The organism is Erwinia psidii, from assembly GCF_003846135.1.
Classification (GTDB): domain Bacteria; phylum Pseudomonadota; class Gammaproteobacteria; order Enterobacterales; family Enterobacteriaceae; genus Erwinia; species Erwinia psidii.
On record NZ_RHHM01000019.1, the window covers coordinates 14,816 to 40,314 of the forward strand.

A 25,499-nucleotide genomic window follows, 5' to 3' on the forward strand; every position below is an offset into this window, starting at 1 on the left:
AGGTCACCATGCAATTATCTGAAAAAAGAGATTTTTCCCGTTCACTGAATTTGTTAATGCTGGTTTTAGTGAGTACTGCCCTGCTTTGCGCATTTTACTTCCAGCTGCGATTTTTTGATCTTCCCTGCCCACTATGCCTGCTTCAGCGCGCGGCGTTGTTACTGACAGGCACGGGGTTACTTTTCAACCTCTGTTATGGCAACAAAAAGCTGCATTATGGCATGGTGATCCTTGGCGCGCTGGCGGTAGCTGCGGTCGCTACACGACATATTTTCCTGCATATCGTACCCGGTGATAAAGGCTACGGGCTTCCCTTCCTCGGACTGCACCTTTACACCTGGAGCTTTATTTTATCCGTAGTGATTATCATTGGTGTTGCCATCACTCTGATGATTACTCCCGAAACTGCCACGCCAGCGGCTGCCAAAAAAACATTTATTCAGCACATTATCGTGGCCATTTTCGCGCTGCTGATGGTCGGTAACCTTTTGTCCACTGTACTGGAGTGTGGTGGGGGTCAGTGTGATGATAATCCGACGTTTTATCAGCTACTGAAATAATGCTTAATGCATCTGCTGGTGAAAGATGTCTACCGATCATTGTTCAGGATGCGCGTAATAAAATGTGGGAAAATTAATGGAAAAAATAAGCTCTTATATCGCTCTCATGGCAGTTTGCTTACTGCCTGTCAGTGCCTTCAGTCAGATTGTTGACTGGCAAAGTTCTGAGGGAATTCAGCGATTATCACAGGCCTCGGTGAAACAGGATTTCTTTTCTCTTGCACCGCAGTTCGAAGGACAAAATAACAAAGTCTACTGTGGTATTGCCTCGGCAACGATTGTGCTCAACACAATGCGTCTGCATGAGAATAAGAAAATAGAACCGGACAGTAGCCTGATAAGTCCTGAGGACCGTGCTTATTTCCCAAAAAAGAATGGCTGGGTACCTTTCTGGAATCGTTATACGCAGACCAGCGTGGTCAACTATAGCGGCAAGCCGCGTATTGAAATTTTCGGTAAACCGAAAACCCCGGGTGGAGAGGCTGATTATGGTTTACACCTTGAGGACGAGCGCCGCTTGCTGACCAATGCCGGATTAAAAGTGAACGCGGTTCCGGTGAGAGCGCTGGAACAGCAGGAGAAGATGAAAAAAGAGATTATTGCGGCAATGCAGCAGGATAAATCTTTTGTCATCGTTAACTTTTTGCGTAGCGCGATTGGTCAGTCCGGTGACGGACATTTCTCACCATTAGGCGCTTATGATGCTAAAAGCGATTCATTTTTGATTATGGATGTATCAAACACTGAACATCCCTGGATATGGCTGGACAGTCAGACGCTGTTTAAGGGTATGCATACGCTTGATGGTGCAGAGTATCGTGGCTATCTGATTGTCAGAGAATCTGACAAAGCCTGAAAGTGATTTTTATCATCATACCACGGCGAAAGGACTCGCCTCATTTTGTGAAATACAGAGAAATTATCCAATGTCACGCAACGCGCTTTTCAGTTTTTTATTCGCTTATGGCATCATCGCCTCAGGCCAGGTGCAGGCGGCTTCCGCGCCTGCTGTCGAGGCGCGCCACGGGATGGTTGTCAGCTCCCAGGCTATTGCCTCACAGGTCGGCGTAGATATCCTTAAACAGGGTGGTAATGCCATTGATGCCGCGGTCGCCGTGGGCTATGCTCAGGCCGTGGTTAATCCCTGCTGCGGTAATATTGGCGGGGGAGGCTTTATGGTTATTCATCTCGCTGGCGGCAAAGACACCTTTATCAACTTCCGTGAAACGGCACCTGCTGCGGCGCGTGCCGATATGTATCTTGACCAAAACGGTAACGTTCGCGCGGATGCCAGCCTGCATGGCTATTCTGCTGTGGCCGTTCCCGGCACGGTGATGGGGCTGGATTATGCTCAGAGCCATTATGGCAAGCTCTCCCGCCAACAGGTTATGGCTCCCGCGATAAAACTGGCCCAAAATGGCTTTGTCCTGACGCGGGCAGACACCGATATTCTGGATACCACCGTCAGCCGGTTTAAGAAGGACCCGGAGGCAGCACGCTGGTTCCTGCGTCCCGATGGAACGCCACTTCAGCCCGGTGACAACCTGAAACAACCCGAACTGGCCAAAACGTTAAGCCATATCTCTCAATCAGGAACGGATTATTTCTATAAGCATCCGGTGCCTCAACGCGTTGAAGCGGCTGCCGCGAAGGAAGGCGGTATTATTACCGCCGCGGATTTTGCCAAATACCGCGTGACTGAAAGTGCGCCATTACGCTGCCAGTACAGAGGTTATGAGTTTATTTCATCTCCGCCGCCCAGTTCAGGGGGTGTCGCACTTTGTGAAATGGTGAATATCCTGTCGGGCTATGATATGCATGGGCTGGGGTTCAACTCTGCTGATGCGGTTCATGTCATGACGGAAGCCATGCGTATCGCCTATTTTGATCGCAATAACTCACTGGGCGATCCTGAGTTTATTCATAATCCGCTGGATAAATTACTCAGCACATCCTACGCCGATGAGATGCGACGTGGCATTCACGCAACGGACGCAACTCCCTCCAGATTACCTGAGAGCAAACAGGCTACAGGAGAGCGTCCTGAGACGACCCATTACTCAGTGGTCGATGAACAGGGGAATGCCGTCTCCACCACTTACACCGTGAACGGACGTTTCGGTGCAGTGGTAATGGCACCGGGCACCGGTTTTTTCCTCAATGACGAGATGGACGACTTTACCACCAAAATTGGTGAGAAAAACATGTTTGGCCTGGTGCAGGGAGCCAACAATGCCATCGCCCCTGGAAAACGTCCCCTGTCTTCAATGGCGCCAACCATTGTGACACGCGATAAGAAGGTGTTCCTGGTGCTGGGTTCTCCCGGCGGCTCGCGTATCATTACCGCCTCATTGCAGGTAGCGCTGAATATTATCGATTACGGCATGCTGCCTCAGGAAGCGGTGGATGCACCAAGGATCCACCATCAGTGGCTCCCTGACGAAGTCTATTATGAACAGCGTGGACTGTCGTTTGATACCTTAAAACTTCTGCGTCAACGTGGCTATAAAATGACGGAGCAGACCCCATGGGGTGCAACTGAGCTTATTATGGTGGCACCTGAACTGAACAAGGGTAAAAATGCTGCTGACTCAGGTAATGATTCCGCCGTATCGGGCAAATTAAGACCGGGTTATCTGTATGGCGCGAATGATATTCGTCGTCCTGCAGGTGCAGCGGTCGGTTTTTAGTCCGGCTCAGGGGAGGGCAAAACTTAACGGCGCTCCTCTGTTTTCTTAAAGCGAACCCCAAAAATTGGATATGCAATGAAAAGGGGTTTGCTTTCAACGATCTTAATTATGTGGCCCGGTTCACCAGAAAGCCTGTTACTTTTCACCCTGACATTAGCTGCTCGTTATCCGGTGAACGCAATACGGCGATACGCGTTATTATGGCCAGATATGAAACTCCGTAGACGGTCTGTTTTCACCCTGCCTCTTCGCTCAGAAGAATGCTTACGCAAAGCATATACAACATGGTTTCCTGACGGTGTGGGCGTCCAGGTCAATAACGCCTGTGGATCGGACTGTTAAGCGACATCGCCACTGCCCCGCACGGCATTGTCCTGTTGTCAGTGCCATTCTGCGCGAACTAATCAAAGCGGCCTCTGTCCAGCGAAATCTCGCCGCTTTCCTTCATCTCCTTCAATACGCGACTGATGGAGCTTTTGGATAAATCAGAACTGTTTTCTATGAGATACATTACTGAAAATCTTTTCTGTAAATGTGGTGGAATCTGTTGCCAGCGTCGCACCAGCGACCGCACTTCTTCAGAAGAGGTACTTTTATTCAGCGAGATCATCTCCACCACATCGGCATATTGGGCTGAAATGACGTTCATCGCCTCATCAATCATGTTATTTTCGTTTACCAGCCTCCAGAAAGTATCATAATCAATATGTTTTACTTTTCCGTAATCGACTCGCTCAAGATACAATGGCACCTCCTGTGATGAAGGTATAAAACCAATTATATAGGGAGCAGACAGAATGTTTAGTATCTTGTTGTTCCCTTTTATCTTCAGGCAAAAGTCACCCTCCAATAAAAGATACACAACACGGGTCCCATTTTTATAGAATTTGTATCTGCGTTTTCCTCTGGATATCTCATCCGGCTCCGAATTTTCCGCATAGGGGGCGATTAAATCGATTAATTGTTCACTACTTTTAATAACGCTAAACATATGCTTTCCAACTGTATCAGAACTACAATCGTGAACAGCCATGCATCCTTACGTGGTTGTCGGTTTCACCGACTTCAATACCATGCTGATGCTTGAGAACCTTCAGCAACTTTGCCAACGTGTTCTCTGGTTGCGACAATCGCCAGCGACCTTACCTGGTCCTGAAAAACGATAACATTCACTAAAATATTAATTCTTTATATCCCGAAAAGATTAATCCTATAAAGCCCGACAAGATTAATTCCATAAAGAAACCCCTGACATTGTGTGTGTGTGTTTAACAAACTAAAGCGACAGTTGATTTATCATTCTTAATTTTCAAAAGCTACAGGAAACTTAAACACTAATTAACAATTATCTTACCAAGATAAAACACCTGTAAATTACCATAAACCACAACAATATTATTCTTAGTATGCCATTTATCAGGCTCCTTTCCTCCGTCAGAAGGAAAATTCTCATATTCATTTTACTCTGGTTGTTATTGGATATTTATTCAACCCGTTAGAGTAATTATCAACATTAACAAGATAACCATATGATTATGAACAAAAATTATCAACCCACCAGATAAGCATGCACGTAATTCATTCCAGTAACATTAATTTCCATGCCCAAAAAGAACGTTACACACCGCTGTATACCAGAAAAATTACTAACACTTCATAAGATCAAATTAACAGGCCATGATGGATAAAGTGCATTAGCAGAATACAAAATCAGGACACAGAAATACATTACTAACAGAATAAAAATAACAAATAACATACTTAAAAAAACATCAATAACTTATCACCACCCTCTTCAATTTAAAAAATAACCAAGGGATATTGACCCATTTGTCTGAATAACGGATAAGTCGAATTCATCTCAGGAAACACTGCCGCCTGTGTAGCAGATCTCCGTTCGGCACAACCAAAAACCAGACCAGTTTCAGTGAGGCCGGGGTAATCAGATCCAGGTTGACGATACAGATGTCAGATTTACCATATACAATTTTATCTTCTTCAAACCAGCCACACATCTGGTTTATTATTTTCCCCTGCGGTAATGACATTTAAGGAAATTAGCACCCTAACTCCATTACAAAATAACAAAGCAAAAGCAACAGAAACATAATATATTAATAATATCGTTATTTGTAATATTTTAAATACATGACAATGAATAATTCCAGAAAAAACAGGAAAATAAAAAATAAAAAAATTAAGCAACCAAACGCATCCTCTACTTATATCTGTTCAACGGGATAAAAAAAGGTTATCCTGGCGAACGTCAGATTTAACTTCATGAAAATACGGATATACCTTCACGGTGTGATTTTTTCAATCGCGTGAAGAAAATAACATCAACCTGGTGATATTTATGGAAAAAAATCACAACACTTTCACGAAAAATATAATTGAAAACCCGTTTTCCTTGATGGTCAGTCACAAGGATTTTGTTGATCATGCTCAGAGAGCAGTCCACTTCATCGCTACTGGTTTAAACTGGCGGAGTATTACCTCAGGCCTGGATTATAAGGTCAATTCAGAACAAAAAAAACCGAAAATATTGCTATTAGGTCCCCAAAAAAAATCGGGGATGCTACCCATTGTTGGCAGGATATCATGTCGCGATATTAACGCTGTTGAACAGCGAAAAACCGGCCTGACAGCAACAAAAACCGTTGTCACAATGAGCAATCTGCATACTGAAAAATCACCAGATAATGACTGTTTTCATGGGACGATTTAATGCTATGAAAATAAAAATTATCGGTTTGTTTTCCTTAATAACGTGTTTTTATCCTGCCAGTACGCACGCAGCCAATCTTCAGCAGTCAGTGCTGGCAGCCAGCGGTTGGGACAGTGAGTACAAGGCAGCCATTGAGTTACGCGATGCCGAAGGCCAGAAACCCTACCAGGGATTTGCCGGACTGTTACCAGAAATCAGCCTGAGCGGCACTTACTACAAACAGGATCAACCCAGTGCATCCTATGCAGCTGGCATTAAACGTCATAACTACAGCATTAACCTCCAGCAACCTCTTTTCGATCTGAGCCGCTATGCCACCTGGCAACGGGCAAAAGCTGCCGCAAACGCAGCGGACGCAACCTTTATGCTGGCCCAGCAGAAACTAATTCAGAATGTCGCCAAAGCCTATTTCGGGGTGCTGTTCGCCCGTAAAAAACTGGAAACCTCTCAGAGGGAATCTAAAAGCTATAAATACCAGCTGGAAAAAGCGACTCAGGCCCTGGCCATTGGTGATGGTACGCTGCTGGATGTCGATGAAGCACGCGCCAGTTTTGATCGTTCAACCGCTGAGATGCTCTCGGCTGAAAACGATCTCAGCCAGGCCGGAATTGATTTCAACCGTCTTACCGGACTGTCAGCCGATGGCATTACAGAAGGCGCTCTGCAATGCCTGTTCCATCCCCTTGAGGAAAAGATGGATGTGGCGGTGAAGCGTGCCATACAGAAAAATTTTAATGTGATTGCCGCCCTTTATCATCTGGAAGAAGCTAAAGCCGATGTGACCGCTACCACGGCTGCCCATCTTCCGGTGGTATCGCTACAGGCTATGTATGGTAATAACTGGAGTCGGGCGGAAGACGGCAATTATCTTGATGAAATCTTTGGCACCACCTCAAAAACCAAAAATACCTATATCGGCGTTAATGTGTCAGTGCCCATATTCGCCGGAGGGAAAATGCTGTCACAGAATTTTGAGGCAGCCAGTCGGCGTAATCAGAACGTACTGTTGGTGGAAGATGCCAGACGCAAAGTGGCTCAGGAGGTCAAAGTGTCCTGGCTTGGGGTGAAAAATAACTTTGAGAAAATTCAGGCTTATAAACGACTGCAATCCTCTTCCAGAAAAAAGCTTGATTCGACAATTTACGGTAAAGAAGTGGGACTGAGAACCCTGATCGATCAGTTTGAAGCAGAGAAAGATCTGTATCGCGCCATACAGGATCTGACAGAAACGGAAAATAATTTTCTGCAACAGAAAATAGCGCTGGATGCTGCAACAGGCGATTTGGATTATTCGACATTGAATAGCTATGTCTGCCCTTAGTCAAAAGGATGGTGATTAAACGTATGAGCAATAAATTATTCAGGGATGAGGCGCTGGAAGCAAACCGCTCCAAAGCGATAGGGAAGGTGGCGCTCTATTGTCCGCCCTGGCGATGGGTCAATATTTTACTGGTGGTGCTGGTCACGACGATCGTGATGATTTTTTGTGTTTTTGGTAGTTATACCAAACGTGAAACCGCCAGAGGATCACTTCGCCCCGTCGAGGGAATGATGAATATCATGGCGGTTAATAACGGTACCGTCACCGATATCAATATGGCAGAAGGTCAGCCAGTTAAAAAAGGCGAGATTTTAGCCACCATCTCATCAGAAATTGCTACCCAGCTTGGCCTGACGCGGGTGATGATCGCCCAGCAGTTGGATCAGCAACTGGCCGGGCTGGAGTCAGAAAGAAAAAATCTGGAAATCCTCAACCAGGAAACCATCAGAGGCCTTGAAGAAAAAAAGGTGCTGCTGCGTCAACAGGTCGATCAACTCAAACGCATGAAAACCCAGCGTACCTTGCAGATTGATCTGGCCCGTGGACAGGTGCAAAAGTTGCAACTGATGCGTGAAAAAGGGTTTGCATCAACCACGCAGGTGGAACAACAGCAATCCACTTTGCTGGATGCAGAAGCGCGTCTGCTTGAAGTGGAGCGTCAGAGGGTTGATGTTCAACAACAGCTGACCCAGACAGAACAGCAGCTGCGCGAACAGCCGGTCAATTTTCAGAGTAAAAAGAACGAAACTGAACGGCAGCTGGCCTCCATAAGACAATCGCGCGTGGAAAACGAGTCTCGCCGCTCGGTCAGACTGGAAGCACCCGACGATGCCATCGTGGGTTCAGTGCTGGTAAAACCAGGACAGATTGTCTCCGCCGGACAGTCAGTGGCATCGCTGCTGCCGAAAAATGCCGAGCTACAGGCACGCATTATGCTCAGCAGCCGCGCGATTGGTTTTATCAAACCCGGTCAGCGCGTAGTCCTGCGTTATGAAGCCTATCCTTCGCAAAAGTTTGGTCCTCAGTTCGGCACCGTTGCTGATGTTTCCCGCGTTTCACTCTCACCGCAGGAGGTTTCCCATCTGACCGGCGATATGCAGGTCCAGGAGTCTTTCTACCAGGTTTACGTCAAACTGGATCGCCAGTTTGTCAGCGCATACGGCAAGGACGAGAAACTCCAGCCCGGGGGAGCACTGGAAGCAGATTTTATCACCGACAAACGCCGCATATATGAATGGGTTCTTGAGCCTTTATATGCACTTGGTCGTCAGACATCCCTTTAGCTTTTTTTAATTATTCCGGGCTGGAACACAATGAAAATATCAGAAAATTTACAGTTCTCATGGCGAAAAAAGCTGCCCGTGCTTCATCAGACGCAGGCCGCGGAGTGTGGGCTTACCTGCGTGGGGATGATCGCCGGCTATTTTGGCCATAAAACCGATATGATCACCCTTCGCCGCGCTCACCCTACCTCGCAAAAAGGGGCAACGCTGGCTGACGTCATGCTCATCGCCAATCACATGGGGTTATCAGGGCGTGCGCTGCGACTGGAGCTGGAGGAGCTGGATAAATTACAGCTGCCCTGTATTTTGCACTGGGATATGAACCATTTTGTCGTGCTGAAAAAGGTGTCGAAAAAATCGATCACCCTGCACGATCCGGCCAGAGGAAAATGTGAAATACCGTTGGACGAGGTTTCAGACTCATTTACCGGTGTCGCGTTAGAGCTTCATCCCAACAGCCATTTTGAAGCGAAAAGCGAGAAAACCAGGCTGTCGATGCTGAAGTTAATCAGTGGCGTATCCGGTATCGGCGCTGCATTTACCCAGGTGATGGTGCTGTCGATCGCTTTAGAGGTGTTTGGCTTACTTTCTCCTTTTTATATGCAGTGGGTAATGGACCAGGTGCTGGTTTCAGCAGACAGGCAATTGCTGACCTTATTAGGGTGCGCGTTCCTTTCTGTCGTGGTAATCAGAACCGCTATTTCAGCGCTGCGGTCATGGGTCACGACATGGTTTTCCAGCCTGCTCAGCGTACAGTGGTCAACCAACGTGTGTACCCATCTTCTGGGGCTGCCGATGACCTGGTTTCAGGATCGACATATCGGTGATATCGTCTCGCGCTTTGGCTCCATTTCCACTATTCAGAACACGCTAACCACCCGATTTATCAGCTCGATTCTTGATGGCATCATGGCCATCGTCACGATGATCGTTCTGTTCTGCTATAACATGACGCTCACCTTTATTGTGCTGGCTACCGTCGCCATTTATACGGTGCTGCGTGCCGTCTCTTTCCGCCCCTTCCGCCAGGCGAATGAAGACCAGCTCATCGCAGCGGCAAAAGCCCAGTCGCAGTTGCTTGAATCCATTCGCGGGATGCAGGCGGTGAAACTGAACAATAAAGCCGAAATTCGCGTATCCAGCTATGCCGCTGAACTGGTGCAGGTTACGAACAAAGGCATACAAATCCAGCGACTGTCAATTTTGTTCAGCGTGTTACAGGGACTGACCTCCGGTATCAGTAGAATTGTACTGATCTGGCTGGCGGCCATTCAGGTACTGGATGGTAATTTCAGCGGCGGTATGTTAGTGGCATTTATCAGCTTTTCCGATCAGTTTATCTCCCGGACTACCGGGCTGGTCGATGCAATCATTGACTTTACCATGTTGCGTCTGCACGGTGAGCGTCTGGCAGATATTGTGCTGGCAGAAAGCGAGGAGAACACTGAAAACCTGGTGCAACTTGAAGATCGTACCAGCGCCTGTTCGGTGGAAATTCGTCATATCGATTTTCGCTATGCGGAGACTGAACCATTTATCCTCAAAGACAGCAGTTTTACGATTCAGCCAGGCGAATCCGTTGCCATCGTCGGCCCGTCCGGCCAGGGGAAAAGCACACTGGCGAAACTGTTGCTGGGGCTGCTACGTCCTGAAACGGGAGAAATTTGCATTAATGGTATCGACATCACCCGACTGGGTATGAAGTATTACCGTGACCGGATCGGCAGTGTGATGCAGGATGATATTTTATTTGCCGGCTCGATCATGGACAACATCTGCTTTTTTGATGCGGTTTATGATGAGGCCAGAGCGATGGAAGTGGCGCAAATTTCCCGCGTTCATGACGATATTATGGCAATGCCAATGGGTTATAACAGTCTGGTGGGCGATATGGGTTCGTCTCTGTCAGGTGGACAAATTCAACGCGTCCTGCTCGCCAGAGCCTTATACCGTCAGCCACAGCTGTTAATTCTTGATGAGGCCACCAGCCATCTGGACGTTGAGAGAGAAAGTGCTATCAACAACGCCATCGCTGGCATGAACGTCACCCGCATTATTATCGCTCACCGCCCGGAAACGATCCTGAGTGCCGACAGAATTATCTGTCTGGATCAGGGTGAGATCCGGCAATTAACCAAAGAAGAGCTTTTTCCAGGCTATCAACCTGCCGTGACCGCTTAAACCACCGGCTGATCCACTCCACCCACGCGCCCTTGCAAGGGCGCGTCAATGCCACACTTCTGCTCTTCACAAAGCAGCACCCGTCATATTTAAGACTCTTTGAATCTTTTCTGCACAGAAGGAAAAAGCAATAATTCAGGCTGGAATAAGGCATCTGATGTCCTTATATCCAGAGGACAGAACATTGTTAAAAGGATTTTACATGCCCGATATTGTGGTTATTGATGACCATCCGGCGATCTGCTTCGCAGTCAAAGCGCTGCTGGCTCCACTGACAGAAAATGAAATACGTACCGCAACCAGTGGTATCACCGCGCTCACCTGCATTAAGAAACATCAGCCGAATCTGGTGATCCTGGATATTATGCTGAATAAAATGGATGGTTTTCAGGTACTCCGGCATATTCGTCAACTGATGCCTGATGTGCAGGTTGTCGTCTATACCAGCCTGTCAGCCGATATTTATGCGGCCAGAGCACTACGTGCTGGCGCAGCCGCCTTCCTGAGCAAAGAAGCAGATATCCGGCAGTTAGTTCCCCTTTGCCAGTTGGTGCTACAGGGGTACGTCTGCTTTCCGCAGAACACGCTAACCACCAAAACAGCATGCGTCGCTGGCGCCCCGGAAAATGACCCACTCTCCCTTCTCTCCGACCGGGAGGTAACCGTTTTACGTTATCTTGCCAGTGGGATGAGCAATAAAGAGATCGCAGATCGCCTGCTGTTGAGCAACAAAACCATCAGTACCTATAAAAGACGCCTGCTCGATAAACTGAAAGAGGACAGTATTGCGGGGCTGGCCAGACTGTTTGCCCCACCGCCAGCAACGGATAAGAGACAGGACGATGCATAAGCTCTTTTATCTGCTCTGGTTCTGCTGTGTTGCTGTTTTGGCAAAAGAGGTGGGGTATCGCGAACTGAAGCTGGTGGGGCGTGAGCAAATTCAAACACCTTATCCGTTACTGTATGACAATCAATGGCAATGGCTGCATCACAAACAGACGCTCATATTCGGCATGGCAAAACCAGAACATCTCCCCTATGAGATGATCACCGGATATCATGAACTTGATGGCTTGAACGCAGACTACCTTGGCCTGCTGGCTTATAACCTCAATGTGAAAATTGTGGTGCGTTATTATCCAGACAGATCGCTACTGACAGATGCATTGCACCGGGGAGACGTCGATTTTATTGGCAGCATCACCGCACAGGAGGCGAAAGAGCAGGGCCTGATCCTGACCACCCCCTACCAGGCGCTGATGCCCGCGTTAGTAGAACACAAAGGGATGCCGATCCAGCCGTCGGGAAAGAGACGCGTGGCAATTGAAAAACTGTTTCTCAATCGCAGAAGCCTTGCCGGTTATATCAGCGGCAACGATCTCCAGCACTACGACTCTCCCCGGCTGGCACTTGAAGCAATTTCGTTCAGAAATCTTGATACCTGGATAGGCGATGTCATTTCAGCCCGCTATCTGCTTAATCAAAACAACCTCAAGTCGCTGCGCTTACAGGTGCTGTCACAGGAAGAAAGCAGTGGTTACGCATTTGGTCTCACGGCCAATAATACCATGTTGCGGGATATACTTAACGCCGTGCTGGAAAGTATCCCCAGCACTATCCGGGATACCATCCTCAACCGCTGGCGGGGAAATGTGCCTTCCCCCACCACGTCCCCAACGCTGCTTTTCACCGCTTTCGAAAGCAAATGGCTGCAAAAAAATGCGCTGGTACGGTTAGTGATAAATGAAGATTATACCCCCCTGAATTTTTTTGATGATACCGGACATTTTCGCGGACTCACGGCCGATATTATCGATATCATCTCGGAATATACCGGCCTGAAATTTACCCTGATCCGCTCTGACACGCTTTTTGAAGCGCTGGAGATGGTTAAATCAGGAAAAGCTGATGCAATTGCCGGGGTGCCACGTGATACCGCCTGGTTTAACGGGTTGATCGCAACCCGTTCCTATCTGCTTAATTCCTGGGTGTTGATGGGACATAAGATACTGAAACCGCGTGACAGGCTGCAAAAGATTGCCTTAATCAATGGGCATCCTTTGCAGGCACATCTGCAACAACGCTATCCCAATGCACAAATCGTCCCGGTTAATACCACCAGCGAGGGACTGCTGGCCGTAAAAAAAAATCAGGCCGACTGTCTGGCCCTGCCGATGATCGAGGCAACGTCCCTTCTTTCTCAGGAACAGGCCCCTGACCTTAAGATTCTGACAGGGCTGAATACGGAACAATCATACTTTGTGATTGCGGTGGGAAATAATAAGCCGATTCTGGCAACCATCCTTGATAAAGTCCTGCTCAGCCTGCCCCCGGAAAAAATTCATGCCATGACCCATAACTGGTACAGTGGCTCGGCCCGGAGTCTGACCACACCACTGAACACTATTTATCGGCTATCTGACGGGTTGATTTTACTGCCAGCAATCATCCTCTGCCTGGGCGCATTTTTTGCCATGTGGCAATATCACCGGCGACAACAGGCGAAACATCAGTTGCTTGGCACGCAGTATCAACAGGCTAAGATTCAGGCCGATGAAGCCAATCGGGCAAAAAGCACCTTTCTGGCAACAATGAGCCACGAAATTCGCACGCCGTTAAATGCCATCATTGGTACTCTTGAACTGGTGCTACGTCAGCAACCGCAGCCAAACAATGTTTCACTGCTCACTATCGCCCACGATTCCGCCCATTCACTACTGATGTTGCTTGGCGACATTCTGGATATTTCCCGCATCGAAAGTAATCGTCTGATACTCCACCCCACACGCACCAACCTCCTTAAACTCATCGAGTCCGTAGCGATGCTGTTTGAAGGTGTGGCACAGCAGAAAGGGTTGAATTTCAGGCTGGAGATCGAAAGTGGGCTGAACGAAGACGTGTTGGCGGACCCGGTCAGGTTAAAACAGGTGCTTTCTAATCTGGTCAGCAACGCCATCAAGTTCACCCCGCAAGGGCAGGTCACGCTTAGCGCCCAGCCAGTCGCCATTACCGCCGAACGCCTGAATATTTGCCTGCGCGTCACCGACACCGGCCAGGGAATGGCCCCTTCCATACAACAAAGGCTTTTTCAGCCCTTCTTTCAGGGAAATCCGTCGGCGGCAGAAGGTGCAGGACTGGGCCTGTATATCTGTCGGACGCTGATTGACATGATGGGCGGTGAAATCACCCTGTTGAGCCAGAAAGGGGCAGGCAGCGAATTTACCATCACCCTCTCTTTCCCCCGAATGCCCTCCAGGGCAGCACTCCCTGAACGACCACAATCAGAACAACGTCAGCAGACACTGAAGATCCTGATTGCTGAGGATCACCCGGCCGGCCGGGTATTGCTGCTTCAGCAGCTGCAACATCTTGGCCATGATGCCACGGCGGTTACAGACGGCGCACAGGCGCTGCAATACTGCCAGCAAAGCAAGTTCGATCTGATTATTACCGACTGTCAGATGCCCAATCTGGATGGCTATCACTTTACGCGACGTTTACGTCTGCTTGAAAGCGAGCGCCAACAAACCCGCACGCCTGTCTGGGGGCTGACAGCCAATGCGCAAAGCAGTGCACAGGAAGCCTGCATGCAGTCAGGAATGGAGGGCTGCCTGTTCAAGCCTGTCAGGCTCCCGGTGTTAAAAGAAAAACTGCAACAGCTGGCCTGCGATACGCCGCCGATCGCACCTGCTTTTTGTTCCGAACAATTGCCCGGCGAACTGAAAAAACCGGAGGTGTTCGGGGAATTTATGCAGACCCTACTCACCAGCCTGCAACAGGACTTCGCCACGCTTGGCAGGGAAACGCTGTATTCGCCCCTTCGCAAGGAAGAACTCGCCGCACTGGCCCATAAAATTACGGGTGGGGCGAGACTTATCCACGCTGTCACACTGGAGGAAGCCTGTCGCAAACTACAGAGCGATCCGTCACCAGAGACGCTCAAAACAGCGATAGATGAAACGCAGCGATTAATTGCCAGCCTGAAAAACGTTGCCGGGACTACAAATAAATAGTCCATTCCTACAGCCTGAAGAGCCTGCCAGGCGCTTCTGTCGCGCCAACAGCCATACTATTATTTTCGTACTGAGAGGGAGAAAAGGTTTTTCCCCGGTAGATGATTAAAAGGATGCCAACATGAACAAAATCAATACCCGATTATTACCTCTGGTACTTTTATTGGCCGCTGGCTTTAGTGGCGCCGCCTTTGCTGGCTGTGATACCAAAATTGCGGTTCTTGAAGCTAAAATCAGTTCAGCTGAAACCTATAACAACACGGCTAAAGTGACCGCGCTGAAAAAAGCGCTGGCTGAAGTGAAAGCCAACTGTACTGACAGTGCAAAACTGGCAGCGGCAGAGCAGAAAGTCGCCAATCTGGAAGCCAAGCTGGCGAATAAAAAGGCAAGTCTGACGGAAGCCGAGGCTGACCTGCGTGAAGCACAGGCTGCAGGCAATGCGAAAAAAATCGCCAAATACCAGAAAAAAGTGCTGGAAAAACAGGCTGACGTAAAAGAAGTGACCACAGAGCTGGCAAAAGCCCGTGCAACATTGGCCGCTCTACAGGGGTGATTTTACTCTCTGGCAGAGGTTATTCAGGTAGGGGCCTGAGCTTATCAACAATGTGCTGACATGAACTGACAGCAACCGCGCCCCAGACCTTTCAGCCATTTATGGCGTCCCGGACGGGACGCCTTTGTCGTTATCTAAGGAAGATAAGATTTCACGGATGAAATTTTTGCGACGCCTGCTGGCCAGGATTGTCTTAAGTATATCTTTTGTTAACTGTGCCGAAAGCGCGTCGCAATATATCCTGGTCAATGATACCTATCGTGGCTATACCGCACTTACCTTCACCGCCACAGGAATGCCCTGCCTGACCACGGCGCTGTTGCAGGAGTGGGGGATACGTCAGGAAAACCTGCTTTCGCTACATTTCTCCCCTGCGGGCTGTGCCTCTGCTCAGTCGCTGAGCGCAAAGAAGATCCGCTACTACTTTGACCCACGCCCCCAGGTATTAACCCTTTATATCCCACCAGAAATCACCAGCCCGGTCACTAACGGCGTCGCAACCAGCCGCTGGGACGATGGCATCAATGCCGCATTTATTGATTATGACCTGAGCTATTCTCACTTTACCGGTGGAAACTACCATCGTTATCCCCGTCAGCATAGCCTGGAGATGACCACAACCTATGGTGCTAACTGGGGTCCCTGGCGCCTGCGTTATCAGCCAGTCTACAGTAAAGAGGCATACAGCAATCCCACCTGGCATACCGAAAGTGCGATGGCTTTCCGCACCATCAGATCCTTGCGTTCATTACTGACCCTGGGTGACAGCAACACCTCTTCAGATATGTTTGACAGCATCAGCTATCGTGGTATCAGTCTTACCTCAGATGACCGCATGTTACCTGACGAGATGCGCCCGCTGTCTCCGTGGATACGTGGATTTGCACACGGCAAGGCACAGGTAAAAATCAGACAGTACGGCACGGTTATCTATCATACCACGGTGCCGCCCGGCGCCTTCATCCTGAAGGATATCTACCCAATGGATGCGACGGCAGACATTGAAATGACCATCAGGGAGAGTGACGGTACGGAAACCGTGCGCACTATCCCCTGGTCTGCCATGCCTAATATAGTCCATAGCGGACAGTGGAAATTTGCCCTTTCAGCAGGAAAATATCGCCCATGGTACACGCTTGAGCAGCAGGAACCGTTTTTTTCTCAATACGCCCTGAGCTACGGTTTGCCTGGAAATATCAGCCTGTTTGGCAGCGCAATGGTGTCAGGTATCTGGCAGGGAGGCGTGCTGGGTATTGGCAAAAGGGTCGACGGCTGGGGTGCACTGTCAATGGACCTCAGTTATACCAATGCAAAAGATCCCCGCCGTTCCAACCCCGATCGCGGTTCAATGGCCCGTCTGCGTTACACCCACGCCTTCTCAGAGTGGGAATCATCATTTAGCCTCACAGCGCGGTATTATCCTGCCCAGCGTTACCGAACCTTTAGCGAGGCGGTTTCACAGCAGGAAAAATACTGGTGGGACTGGGAAGATGGCGTTTTTACCGGCGAGCTTGATGCGGAGAAGAAGAACGCCATTGCTATCAGCTACGCGCAAAATATCGCTGAGGATGGGGAGCTGTGGCTTACGCTGACCAATGAGGCGCTGCGTGGCAGAAACCGACGGGAAACCTCACTTGAACTTGGCTACACCGCCCGCTGGAATAAGATTGACTATGCTGCTTATGCCACCTGGAACCGTCCCGATCGGGAACAAGAAGAAGGCCGGATTACGTTTTCCATTTCTATCCCGTTTACTCTTTTTTCATCGCAACGTATCAAGCTGAATATGGAAAATACGCTGGCAAAAAATGGTGCTGCCAGCCGCAAAGTAGGCGTCAGCGGCATAGCCCTGGACGATTACAGCCTCGGCTACAACCTTAGCACCACACGGCAGCAGGGCACGGGAAACAGCCAGAATATTACCCTCAATTATCAGTATAACGCCGGGGAGCTGATGGCGGTTTACAGCAACAAAAAGCAAGAGAGCACTAAATATCTTGGGCTGACTGGCAGTATCGTCGCACACCAGGCAGGCATTACGCTGGGGCAGACACTGGGAGAAACCATCGCCATCGTTGACGCAGAGAAAACCGCCAATATTGGCCTTATCAACCAGTTTGGCAGCACCACTGACTCACGCGGCTTTGCCGTTATCAGCAGCCTGACACCGTACCGGGTTAACGAACTTTTATTGGATACCTTCAGTTTACCGCCGGGTAAAGCATTATCCGTCGGTGAAAGAGAAGTGGTCCCCACGGCAGGTGCTGTCATGTACAGCCGCTTCAGGATCGAGCCGGAAAAGCCCTGAATGGAAAGGTGAACTCAGGCAGAATGGCGTGTCCAGACTGGCGCTGACGTTATGCCATCGCCAGCCAGAAGAAGGTTCATGCAGTGAAATTATGCTTTCACTTTCGCCACAAATTCCTTAACCACCTGCTGCCAGGGCGTGGTCGGACGGCCAATAAGCTGGCTCAGCGTATGACCGTCATCAAACAGCGCTCCCTGTGCAGCATGCGCATCGGAATCTGCCAACATCTCTGCCAGTGGCACCGGCAATCCGGCACCTTTCAGCGCTACAGCAAATTCTGCCGGAGGCAGATTGACATAATTGATCGCTTTACCAGACTGTTGCGCAATCTCTGCGGTAAATTCAGCAAGCGTGTAGGCGGTGTCTCCCGCCAGTTCATAGATCTTATTATCCGTGTCACTACCGGTTAGCACCGCTGCTGCCGCGTCGGCATAATCTTCACGACTGGCAGAGGCGATCCTGCCCTCTTTCGCTGCGCCAATAAACGCACCGTAGGATATCGCCGCGTCGATACTGGCAGCATAGTTTTCGCTATACCAGCCATTACGCAGAATTGCGTAAGGGATGCCGGAGGCAATTAACGCCGCTTCAGTATCACGGTGTTCTGTACCCAGCGCCATTGTAGTGGTGTCAGCATGCAACAGGCTGGTATATGCCAGCCGCTTTACTCCCGCCTGCTGCGCCGCCTCAATCACCGACTGGTGCTGCGGCGTACGCTGACCAATTTCACTGGAAGAAATCAGCAGCAGCTTATCCACGCCGCTGAAAGCACTGAGTAACGAGTCCGGCTTGGTGTAATCGGCCTCTCTTACCTCTACGCCGAGCGCCGCCAGATCGCTCGCCTTGTCTGGCGAACGTACCGCAGCAATAATTTCCCGTGCCGGAACTTTTTTCAGTAATGCGTTAATGACCAGGCGGCCGAGCTGGCCCGTTGCGCCGGTTACAGCAATCATGATGTTCTCCTTGCGTCAGATAATGTCAGGTTACTGGCCAGCCGGACTGACCAGCAACATCATTTTGGCGAGTCAGCCTATGCCATATACTTCTAAAAAGTAAGTACGTACAAAAATGTTAGCATGAAAATAATCACTTAAATTACACCTCTCTCCTTCGGCGAACGGTTTCGCCGAAGGGAGTTGCTGAATACCCAATGTCCATCCCGCGATGTGCCAAATCGGCTCACTCACCGTTGGAGCCTGTTGGTTCTGGTGGCACTGGAGAAAGAAACACTACGCTTTGGTGAGCTGCGTCGGAAAATTGGCAGTATCAGTGAAAGAATGCTGGCACAGACGCTGCGCCACATGGAGGAAGATGGTTTTATCAAACGGGTTGACCACGGCGTGATACCGCCTTGCGTTGATTATACCCTCACACCACTGGGCCACCAGGTTCAGGAGCGAGTGGCAGGACTTGCCGAATGGTTCGAAATGAATTTGCAGACCATCATTGAGAACCGACGTGATTTTGCCGCGCACTCTGCACGGGAAGCCGCAGAGAAAGACACCGGTGCCACTGACTGGCACCGGCGAAAAAATCAGAGCTTTCGCAAGGTTAAACATCCGGCTGATTAATGCGGCGAGACCAGATCGGGGTAGATGGTCATCAAACGTCGGGTGACGCCATTCGTCCAGCCAAAACCATCCTGAAGGGGGTATTCGCCGCCCCCGGCCAGTCGCGGCGTACTTCCGGCGACGTTGTATTTTTCCACCATTTTATGATGCCGTTGCCAGGTTGCCGTCACCACCTGCAACCAACGCGAGGCGATCTCCTTCGCCAGTTCCTCCTCACCGTAATGATTCAGCCCGTTAATCGCCATCCACTGCAACGGCGCCCAGCCGTTTGGCTTATCCCACTGTTCACCGGTTTCTTCAACCGTGGAGAGCAGCCCTCCGGGTGCCAGCAGATGCGAACGGATGGCCGCAGCGGTGTCAGCGGCCTGTTCCAGACTGGACATACCAACGTATAACGGTGTGACCGACGCCGCAGAGAACGCCGCTTTTTCACCTTGACGCCAGTTGTAATCCCGATACAGGCAAGCCTCACTGTCCCACAGGTACTTATCGACATTTTCACGGCGGCGGGCGGCTTTCTGCTGGAACAGCGCTGCCGTCCGGGCATCATTACGTCCTGCGGAAAGGCGGGCAATAGTGGTTTCCAGCTTGTAGAGAAAAGCATTGAGATCGATAGGCACAATGCTGGTGGTCTGAATACTCTCCAGACGACCCGCTTCACTTAACCAACGTGAAGAGAAATCCCATCCTGAAGCAGCTCCGGCACGAAGATCGCGGTAAACCTCGTTCGAAGGCCGCGCCGAGTTTCTTGCGGTTTCCACGTCTTCGATCCAGGATTCATCACGCGGCGTGTCGCGATCGTCCCAGTACCGGTTGAGAACCGATCCATCCTCCAGCATCACCACATGCCGGTAGGCCTCATTTGGCGTCAGCGCGTCGGCCCCTTCCATCCAGAATTGATACTCACGTTTCAGCTGCTTCAGATAGCGGTGTGCCTCATTGACACCATCCTTCTCAAACAGCTCCACCATCAGGGCAAAAACCGGCGGCTGTGAGCGACTGAGATAGTAGGTGCGATTACCGTTAGGGATATGGCCCCAGGTATCGATCATCCAGGCAAAATTATCCGCCATCTGTCTTAACAGGTCTGTCTGTCCGCCAGCCGTAAACCCTAACATGCTGAAGTAGGAATCCCAGTAATAGGTTTCACTGAAACGGCCACCCGGCACGACATAGGCTTTGGGCAATGGTAATAATGAAGAAAATGCCGAATGCTTTTCAGGCTGACGGGTCAATACCGGCCACAGCGAGTCAATATGCTCGGCCATACTTTTGTCAGGATCGGATACATAGCGACTGTCATGCGTTTTTGGCAGATCAAAATTCTCCAGCACGAATGCCAGCAAATTAAAATCATCCTGATCGCGCCTGGTGTAATAGCGATACAAAATACGCTCAGGTTCAATTTTTGGCGCACAGTCGGCAAAGGTTTTACTGTCGGCAAATATCCTTGATGACTGAACGGCTTCGAAAAGGTCCTGATAGCGATCGGATGGGGTCAATATATCCGATACAGGAAGGCCACGAATGCTTTCAGGCTTAGGCTCGGCCACACTATCCACGCCAGTTTCGTCGTCATGGTAACAGGCTTCATAATCCGTCTGGTCACTGTCAACAATCAGATCATTTTGATTAAAAGTGATAAGAACCTCCAGATGCCAATAACGTTTGACAATTTTACCCTGTGCATTTCGCAATAAACCATCAGTATAGTATCGTCGCCTCACATCGCAACCCGATGATTTTATTACTGACAGTGAGATAATATGTCAAAAAATTAATATCCGGGGTGGAACGGTTTGTCGGTATAACAACTTATTTGCGGATAAAAATCGCCTCGCGCTACTTCGTTTTTTCTGCCAGTTATTTCTTTGAAAAAAATATTTCCCTCACCATTTACATTGTTTTTAAACCGTCTGATACTTGCGCAACCAGACTGGCCTGTAGGCCGTGCCGGATCCGGTACAAATAACGTTCTCTTATCGTTAATCCACTCATTCATCACCACCAAGGAACTCTCGTGGCACCGGTAGTAAATAAGTCCGTGGTAGCACACCCGGCAAATCTCGCTGAAGAAGATGACAGTGTAGTTTCACCCGCAGAAATCGATAAACCATCCTTAAATAAAAGTTATATCACCCGAGGCACTCGCAGCTTTACCCATGCCACCCTCGCGCTGTTCTGCGCCGGACTCTCTACCTTCGCGGTTCTGTATTGCGTTCAACCCATCCTTCCGGTGTTTTCGCAAAGTTTCCACCTGACGCCAGCACAAAGCAGTCTGTCTCTCTCCGTTACCACGGTGATGATGGCCCTGGGACTGCTGATCACGGGTCCGCTGTCGGATGCCATCGGTCGTAAATCGGTTATGTCTGTTTCGCTGCTACTGGCGGCTTTTTTCACGCTGATCTGCGCTGTAATGAGCAGCTGGCAGGGTGTGCTGGCCATGCGCGCGCTGACCGGTCTGGCGTTAAGCGGCGTGGCAGCGGTAGCCATGACCTGGCTTAGCGAAGAGTTGCATCCGGTGTTCCTTTCCTTTTCGATGGGGTTGTACATTAGCGGCAACTCGATTGGCGGGCTGGTGGGCCGTCTCTCCAGCGGAATACTGGCGGATCACTTCTCCTGGAATGTGTCGCTAATGGTGGTCGGCCTGTTTGCGTTGACCGCAGCCGGGCTGTTTTTTCGTTTGCTACCGCCTTCCCAACATTTCCGCCCCAGTTCCCTACACCCTCGCAAGTTACTGATCAACTTTATGTTTCAGTGGCGGGATATGGGGTTGCCGATGCTGTTTCTCATCGGTTTTATTCTGATGGGCAGCTTTGTGACCCTGTTTAATTATGTCAGCTATCGTTTTCTGGCCGCCCCCTTCTCACTGAGCCAGACCGTGGTCGGCCTGCTGTCGGTGGTCTATCTCACTGGCACCTACAGTTCACCGCGAGCGGGGGTGATGACCGCCCGTTATGGTCGCGGTGTGGTGCTGATGGGCGCGCTGTGCCTGATGTTGACTGGCCTGATTGCCACCCAGTTTACTACGCTGTTTCTGGTGCTGCCGGGACTGATGCTGTTCGCCGCAGGATTCTTTGCTGCACATTCGGTAGCCAGCAGTTGGGTCGGGCATCGTGCGCGGCGGGCCAGAGGCCAGGCATCCTCGCTTTATCTGTTCTTTTACTATCTTGGTTCAAGCGTGGCTGGCACGCTGGGCGGCGTGTTCTGGAACGGTTTCGGCTGGCCGGGCGTGTCGGCTTTTATCGCGGTGATGCTGGCAGGGGGTCTGCTGCTTGCCAACCAGCTGCGTAAGATCCCGGTGCTGGTGAAAAAAGTTCGCTGAACACCCAGGACGGTGCAAAGCGCCGTCCTGCATCATCCGTCATCCGCAACGCGAAAGATTTACTTCCCACTGTTCACCCCTTACTCTGTCGCCATTCTGATTACCTGACGTTTCCCGCGCGGAGCCACCATGAGCGACATAGAAAATCTGCATGCGATGATTATCTTCGCCAAAGTGGTCGAGACACTGAGCTATACCGAAGCGGCCAGGTTATTGGGGTTGTCCAAATCGTCGGTCAGCAAGGAGATCTCAGCCCTTGAGGTACGCCTTGGCACCAGGCTTTTACAACGCACCACCCGCAGGATCGCCGTCACCGATGTTGGCATGACCTGGTATCACTACTGTGCGCGCATTCTCAGCGAAGTAAAAAGCGCCGATCTGTTTATCCGCCAGTACCACGAGGAGCCAACCGGCAGCCTGCGCCTGGTCGCGCCGGTGACCTTTGGCTGCCAGTACATTGTTCCGGTGCTGAATAAGTTTGTCGCCAGTAATCTGCACGTTAGCGTCGATCTTGACCTTACCGACCGACCGGTCAATCTGGTGGACGACAATATTGACCTGGCAATTGTTGTCCGTCGGGAGCGACCAGAGCACCGCCATTGTCAGCCACTGGTGGCAATCAGCTGGGGACTGTATGCTTCACCAGACTATCTGCGTCAGCTTCCGGCGATCGATACTCCTGACGCTCTGCCGCGCCATGACTTTATTTTGTTTCGTGGGCCGGCCCACACCATTTCATTGCCGTTTCGCAAAGAGAAGCAGAAAAGGGATATTGAAGTACACAGCCGCTTTCGTGCCAATAACAGTAACGCGTTGGTGAATTCTGCTATCGCCTGTACCGGCATTGCGTATATTCCCGACTACAGCGCTCAGGAGGCGGTCAAAGCCGGTAAGCTGATTCGCATCCTGCCGGAATGGGAAATGGATCTCTATCAGTCGTGGATGTTGAGTAAAGAAGAGAGTTTGATCTCGCCGCGCATCCGGCTGTTTATGGAATGGTTGCAGAACGCGTTAGCGCAAAAATAGCAAAGGGCGGAATTTGCTTCCGCCCCAGCGTTATCAATAGTAGTTACCGTGGCGGTAATCCCAGGTGGTGAAGGTATCCGACAGCATTGACATAATTTTATCGACATCCAGACCTTTACGGATCAGCACCGGGCAAGGGGTGATATTACGTTCACCTTTCTGCTCAGGAACCAGCTTGCCGCTCTCGTCAACCATTGCCACCATCACTCCCTGCTCATAACGGGTCTTCTCAGACTCATTTGGCTGGATGGACTTCACATAGTCGTTGGCCGCAATAATCAGATCGGCCTGCGACTCGATGCGCTCCCCGATCCCTTCAACCAGACCACGGTTACCTTTACCGGACGGGTTTGCCGAGCTGGCAAAGGAGAATTTGCCGTGGTTCTCCCACAGTTCTTTCGCCAGTTTCTCGCCGGGAATACCGAATTTAATCACAAAACAGCTGGTCTGACGGCGATCCATCATCAGCTCTTTAGAGCCATCTTCCGGGATACGCGCTACCGCTTCTTCTTTCCACGGCAGGATGCAACCCAACAGCACATCGTTGTCCCAGTGCTGTTGGTACAGGGCTTCGATTTCCGGGTTCAGCTGTGCCAGTTGCTTTAACTGCTCCAGCGAACCGCACAGCACCACGCCAGGTTTGTTACGGTTGCGCTGCTTGGCGTCAAATTTACGCTCCAGGCCTTTGGCATCAGAGGTCATGATGATGTAGCCCACTTTGGTTGGACAAACAATCATGCCACCGTCGGCAGAGAGGATGTTGACCGCTTCTGGCTGTAAGCCACCGTTCCACTGGATAGTCTTGTTGCTCATGATCATACCTTGTTTTGAAGGGTTGAATTCGGGGTTCAGGACGCCAACATCTGTCCACGTAAGGGCGTTATGTTGCCAGCCATTGATAACCGGTTGCAACCATCCTATCCTGTCGGGCATTTTTAGCAACAATAAAGCAAAAATATCCAGTATTGTTTCCAACAGGAAACAAATGTTGCCTTCAGCAGGAATACGTTGCACTGCTTGCAACGTGTCGAACAGCGCTACAAACGCATCCAGGGTGCACTGATAGCCGGTAAAACCTGCTTTACGGCTTTTGCTGATAGCGGTAAAAACCTCCATCGGACGGCGAGGGTCGGCATCAGTGTGCCACCATAAAGCCAGTTTATTGAGATCGATTTCTTTCAGGCCATATTTCTCCGCCAGCACGCGCCACTCAGCCGGTTTGGCAGCCATTCTCTCTGCCAGCGGCTGCATGTCATCAGGAAACGGTGCCGCCTCAATAGCAAAGTGATCTGCAATCAGGCCCCACACACATCGCCATTGACCGCGTTCCTGATTCTGTACCGGGGCGTGGCCGCCGCCCGTACCAGCTGCTTCGCCAGCAAACGTGCATCAGTCATATCGGTGACACCTTCCCACTGTGCCCGTGAACCGGAAAAGATAAATGGCTGACCGCTTTCCTTGCACAGGCTGGCATACACCGCCAGTGTCTGGCCCATATTCATCGCGTTAGCGAGCGCAAAGCCGATGATGATGTACGGACGGTGCACGTTCCAGCTAAAGCCATATTTCCTGGCACCGGCAAACACTTCATCTTCCTGGGCATAATAAAAGTTATCCACTGGCTGGCGCCCCTGCTCCTGACGGAAGGGCGTCACCGGCACCGCGTTCCCTTACCGTAGGCGTCAAATGGCCCAGGATAGTGTTTCAGTCCCATCACCAGCGCCATGTGTCCCCGTGTGAGACAGTTCCCCAGCCGCTTCAGTCACGTTACGCACCATCGCACCGTTAACACGAATGTTCTCTTTCTCATTGGCCTGACGGGACCCGGCGCTAAAAAAAACACAGTCCACGCCAGGCCCTGCAATGCCCGGCGAACGGCGTGACCGTCGGTCAGATCTGCCGTTAATGCCTGACAGCCGCCGTTATTTAGGTGCAAAAGA

Annotated in this window: 17 protein-coding genes and 2 pseudogenes; 14 read left to right on the forward strand and 5 right to left on the reverse strand. The window is 50.3% G+C overall.

Annotated elements, in window-relative coordinates; all coding sequences use genetic code 11:
- Positions 1-8: 8 nt before the first annotated feature.
- The 3 genes from EB241_RS18960 to ggt all read left to right on the forward strand — a co-directional run bounded on the left by EB241_RS18960 (position 9) and on the right by ggt (position 3,250).
- A complete protein-coding gene (locus EB241_RS18960; protein WP_124234646.1) occupies positions 9-560 on the forward strand; it encodes a disulfide bond formation protein B in 552 nt (183 codons plus the stop codon).
- A 76-nt stretch (positions 561-636) separates the two neighbouring features.
- Positions 637-1,416 (forward strand): phytochelatin synthase family protein, encoded by a 780-nt coding sequence (locus EB241_RS18965; RefSeq protein WP_124234647.1) that lies wholly within the window; start codon positions 637-639, stop codon positions 1,414-1,416.
- Between the two features lie 70 nt (positions 1,417-1,486).
- On the forward strand, positions 1,487-3,250 hold the full coding sequence (ggt, locus tag EB241_RS18970) for a gamma-glutamyltransferase (protein ID WP_124234648.1): 1,764 nt from the start codon (positions 1,487-1,489) through the stop codon (positions 3,248-3,250).
- 400 nt (positions 3,251-3,650) lie between these two features.
- Here ggt and EB241_RS18975 read toward each other — a convergent pair whose 3' ends face one another.
- Positions 3,651-4,283 carry a helix-turn-helix domain-containing protein gene (locus tag EB241_RS18975; protein ID WP_233592652.1) on the reverse strand — a complete coding sequence of 211 codons (633 nt, stop codon included), beginning with the start codon at positions 4,281-4,283 and terminating at the stop codon, positions 3,651-3,653.
- A 1,323-nt stretch (positions 4,284-5,606) separates the two neighbouring features.
- Between EB241_RS18975 and EB241_RS18980 the strand changes: the two genes are divergently transcribed.
- The 8 genes from EB241_RS18980 (at position 5,607) to EB241_RS19015 (ending at position 17,637) form a co-directional block, all read left to right on the forward strand.
- Positions 5,607-5,978 carry a hypothetical protein gene (locus tag EB241_RS18980; protein ID WP_124234649.1) on the forward strand — a complete coding sequence of 124 codons (372 nt, stop codon included), beginning with the start codon at positions 5,607-5,609 and terminating at the stop codon, positions 5,976-5,978.
- 4 nt (positions 5,979-5,982) lie between these two features.
- The gene (locus EB241_RS18985; RefSeq protein ID WP_124234650.1) at positions 5,983-7,299 is read left to right on the forward strand and encodes a TolC family outer membrane protein; all 1,317 of its coding nucleotides are present in this window, start codon (positions 5,983-5,985) and stop codon (positions 7,297-7,299) included.
- A gap of 23 nt (positions 7,300-7,322) precedes the next feature.
- Positions 7,323-8,582, forward strand: a complete 1,260-nt coding sequence (locus tag EB241_RS18990; protein WP_199737392.1) for an HlyD family secretion protein — start codon at positions 7,323-7,325, stop codon at positions 8,580-8,582.
- Between the two features lie 30 nt (positions 8,583-8,612).
- Complete coding sequence (locus EB241_RS18995; RefSeq protein ID WP_124234652.1) at positions 8,613-10,763, forward strand: peptidase domain-containing ABC transporter; 2,151 nt, start codon at positions 8,613-8,615, stop codon at positions 10,761-10,763.
- A gap of 202 nt (positions 10,764-10,965) precedes the next feature.
- Positions 10,966-11,613: a response regulator transcription factor gene (locus tag EB241_RS19000; protein WP_158612426.1), complete on the forward strand. Its 648-nt coding sequence runs from the start codon at positions 10,966-10,968 to the stop codon at positions 11,611-11,613.
- A complete protein-coding gene (locus EB241_RS19005; protein WP_124234654.1) occupies positions 11,606-14,776 on the forward strand; it encodes an ATP-binding protein in 3,171 nt (1,056 codons plus the stop codon). The genes EB241_RS19000 and EB241_RS19005 overlap by 8 nt, the downstream gene beginning before the upstream one ends.
- A gap of 121 nt (positions 14,777-14,897) precedes the next feature.
- The gene (locus EB241_RS19010) at positions 14,898-15,329 is read left to right on the forward strand and encodes a DUF1090 family protein (RefSeq protein ID WP_124234655.1); all 432 of its coding nucleotides are present in this window, start codon (positions 14,898-14,900) and stop codon (positions 15,327-15,329) included.
- Between the two features lie 157 nt (positions 15,330-15,486).
- A complete protein-coding gene (locus EB241_RS19015; RefSeq protein WP_124234656.1) occupies positions 15,487-17,637 on the forward strand; it encodes a fimbria/pilus outer membrane usher protein in 2,151 nt (716 codons plus the stop codon).
- A gap of 89 nt (positions 17,638-17,726) precedes the next feature.
- Here the strand turns inward: EB241_RS19015 and EB241_RS19020 are convergent, their stop codons facing one another.
- Positions 17,727-18,590 carry an SDR family oxidoreductase gene (locus EB241_RS19020; protein ID WP_124234657.1) on the reverse strand — a complete coding sequence of 288 codons (864 nt, stop codon included), beginning with the start codon at positions 18,588-18,590 and terminating at the stop codon, positions 17,727-17,729.
- A gap of 141 nt (positions 18,591-18,731) precedes the next feature.
- Here EB241_RS19020 and EB241_RS19025 point away from each other — a divergent pair.
- Positions 18,732-19,097, forward strand: a pseudogene (locus EB241_RS19025) (winged helix-turn-helix transcriptional regulator); the annotation flags it as partial.
- 107 nt (positions 19,098-19,204) lie between these two features.
- Here EB241_RS19025 and treF read toward each other — a convergent pair.
- Complete coding sequence (treF, locus tag EB241_RS19030) at positions 19,205-20,863, reverse strand: alpha,alpha-trehalase TreF (RefSeq protein WP_407644286.1); 1,659 nt, start codon at positions 20,861-20,863, stop codon at positions 19,205-19,207.
- A gap of 365 nt (positions 20,864-21,228) precedes the next feature.
- On the opposite strand from treF, the gene EB241_RS19035 reads away from it, so the two are divergent.
- The gene (locus EB241_RS19035; protein WP_124234659.1) at positions 21,229-22,533 is read left to right on the forward strand and encodes an MFS transporter; all 1,305 of its coding nucleotides are present in this window, start codon (positions 21,229-21,231) and stop codon (positions 22,531-22,533) included.
- A 129-nt stretch (positions 22,534-22,662) separates the two neighbouring features.
- Complete coding sequence (locus EB241_RS19040; RefSeq protein ID WP_124234660.1) at positions 22,663-23,559, forward strand: LysR family transcriptional regulator; 897 nt, start codon at positions 22,663-22,665, stop codon at positions 23,557-23,559.
- 33 nt (positions 23,560-23,592) lie between these two features.
- Here EB241_RS19040 and EB241_RS19045 read toward each other — a convergent pair whose 3' ends face one another.
- Positions 23,593-24,372, reverse strand: a complete 780-nt coding sequence (locus EB241_RS19045; protein WP_124234687.1) for an L-threonylcarbamoyladenylate synthase — start codon at positions 24,370-24,372, stop codon at positions 23,593-23,595.
- A gap of 186 nt (positions 24,373-24,558) precedes the next feature.
- Positions 24,559-25,477, reverse strand: a pseudogene (locus EB241_RS19050) (NAD-dependent dehydratase); the annotation flags it as partial.
- Between the last annotated feature and the right edge of the window lie 22 nt (positions 25,478-25,499).

Excerpts from the sequence above, each read along its gene's own strand:
- EB241_RS18960 (WP_124234646.1), top strand. The coding sequence starts at position 9 with ATGCAATTATCTGAAAAAAGAGATTTTTCCCGTTCACTGAATTTGTTA.
- EB241_RS18965 (WP_124234647.1), top strand. The coding sequence starts at position 637 with ATGGAAAAAATAAGCTCTTATATCGCTCTCATGGCAGTTTGCTTACTG.
- ggt (WP_124234648.1), top strand. The coding sequence starts at position 1,487 with ATGTCACGCAACGCGCTTTTCAGTTTTTTATTCGCTTATGGCATCATC.
- EB241_RS18975 (WP_233592652.1), bottom strand. The coding sequence starts at position 4,283 with ATGGCTGTTCACGATTGTAGTTCTGATACAGTTGGAAAGCATATGTTT.
- EB241_RS18980 (WP_124234649.1), top strand. The coding sequence starts at position 5,607 with ATGGAAAAAAATCACAACACTTTCACGAAAAATATAATTGAAAACCCG.
- EB241_RS18985 (WP_124234650.1), top strand. The coding sequence starts at position 5,983 with ATGAAAATAAAAATTATCGGTTTGTTTTCCTTAATAACGTGTTTTTAT.
- EB241_RS18990 (WP_199737392.1), top strand. The coding sequence starts at position 7,323 with ATGAGCAATAAATTATTCAGGGATGAGGCGCTGGAAGCAAACCGCTCC.
- EB241_RS18995 (WP_124234652.1), top strand. The coding sequence starts at position 8,613 with ATGAAAATATCAGAAAATTTACAGTTCTCATGGCGAAAAAAGCTGCCC.
- EB241_RS19000 (WP_158612426.1), top strand. The coding sequence starts at position 10,966 with ATGCCCGATATTGTGGTTATTGATGACCATCCGGCGATCTGCTTCGCA.
- EB241_RS19005 (WP_124234654.1), top strand. The coding sequence starts at position 11,606 with ATGCATAAGCTCTTTTATCTGCTCTGGTTCTGCTGTGTTGCTGTTTTG.
- EB241_RS19010 (WP_124234655.1), top strand. The coding sequence starts at position 14,898 with ATGAACAAAATCAATACCCGATTATTACCTCTGGTACTTTTATTGGCC.
- EB241_RS19015 (WP_124234656.1), top strand. The coding sequence starts at position 15,487 with ATGAAATTTTTGCGACGCCTGCTGGCCAGGATTGTCTTAAGTATATCT.
- EB241_RS19020 (WP_124234657.1), bottom strand. The coding sequence starts at position 18,590 with ATGATTGCTGTAACCGGCGCAACGGGCCAGCTCGGCCGCCTGGTCATT.
- EB241_RS19040 (WP_124234660.1), top strand. The coding sequence starts at position 22,663 with ATGAGCGACATAGAAAATCTGCATGCGATGATTATCTTCGCCAAAGTG.
- EB241_RS19045 (WP_124234687.1), bottom strand. The coding sequence starts at position 24,372 with ATGAGCAACAAGACTATCCAGTGGAACGGTGGCTTACAGCCAGAAGCG.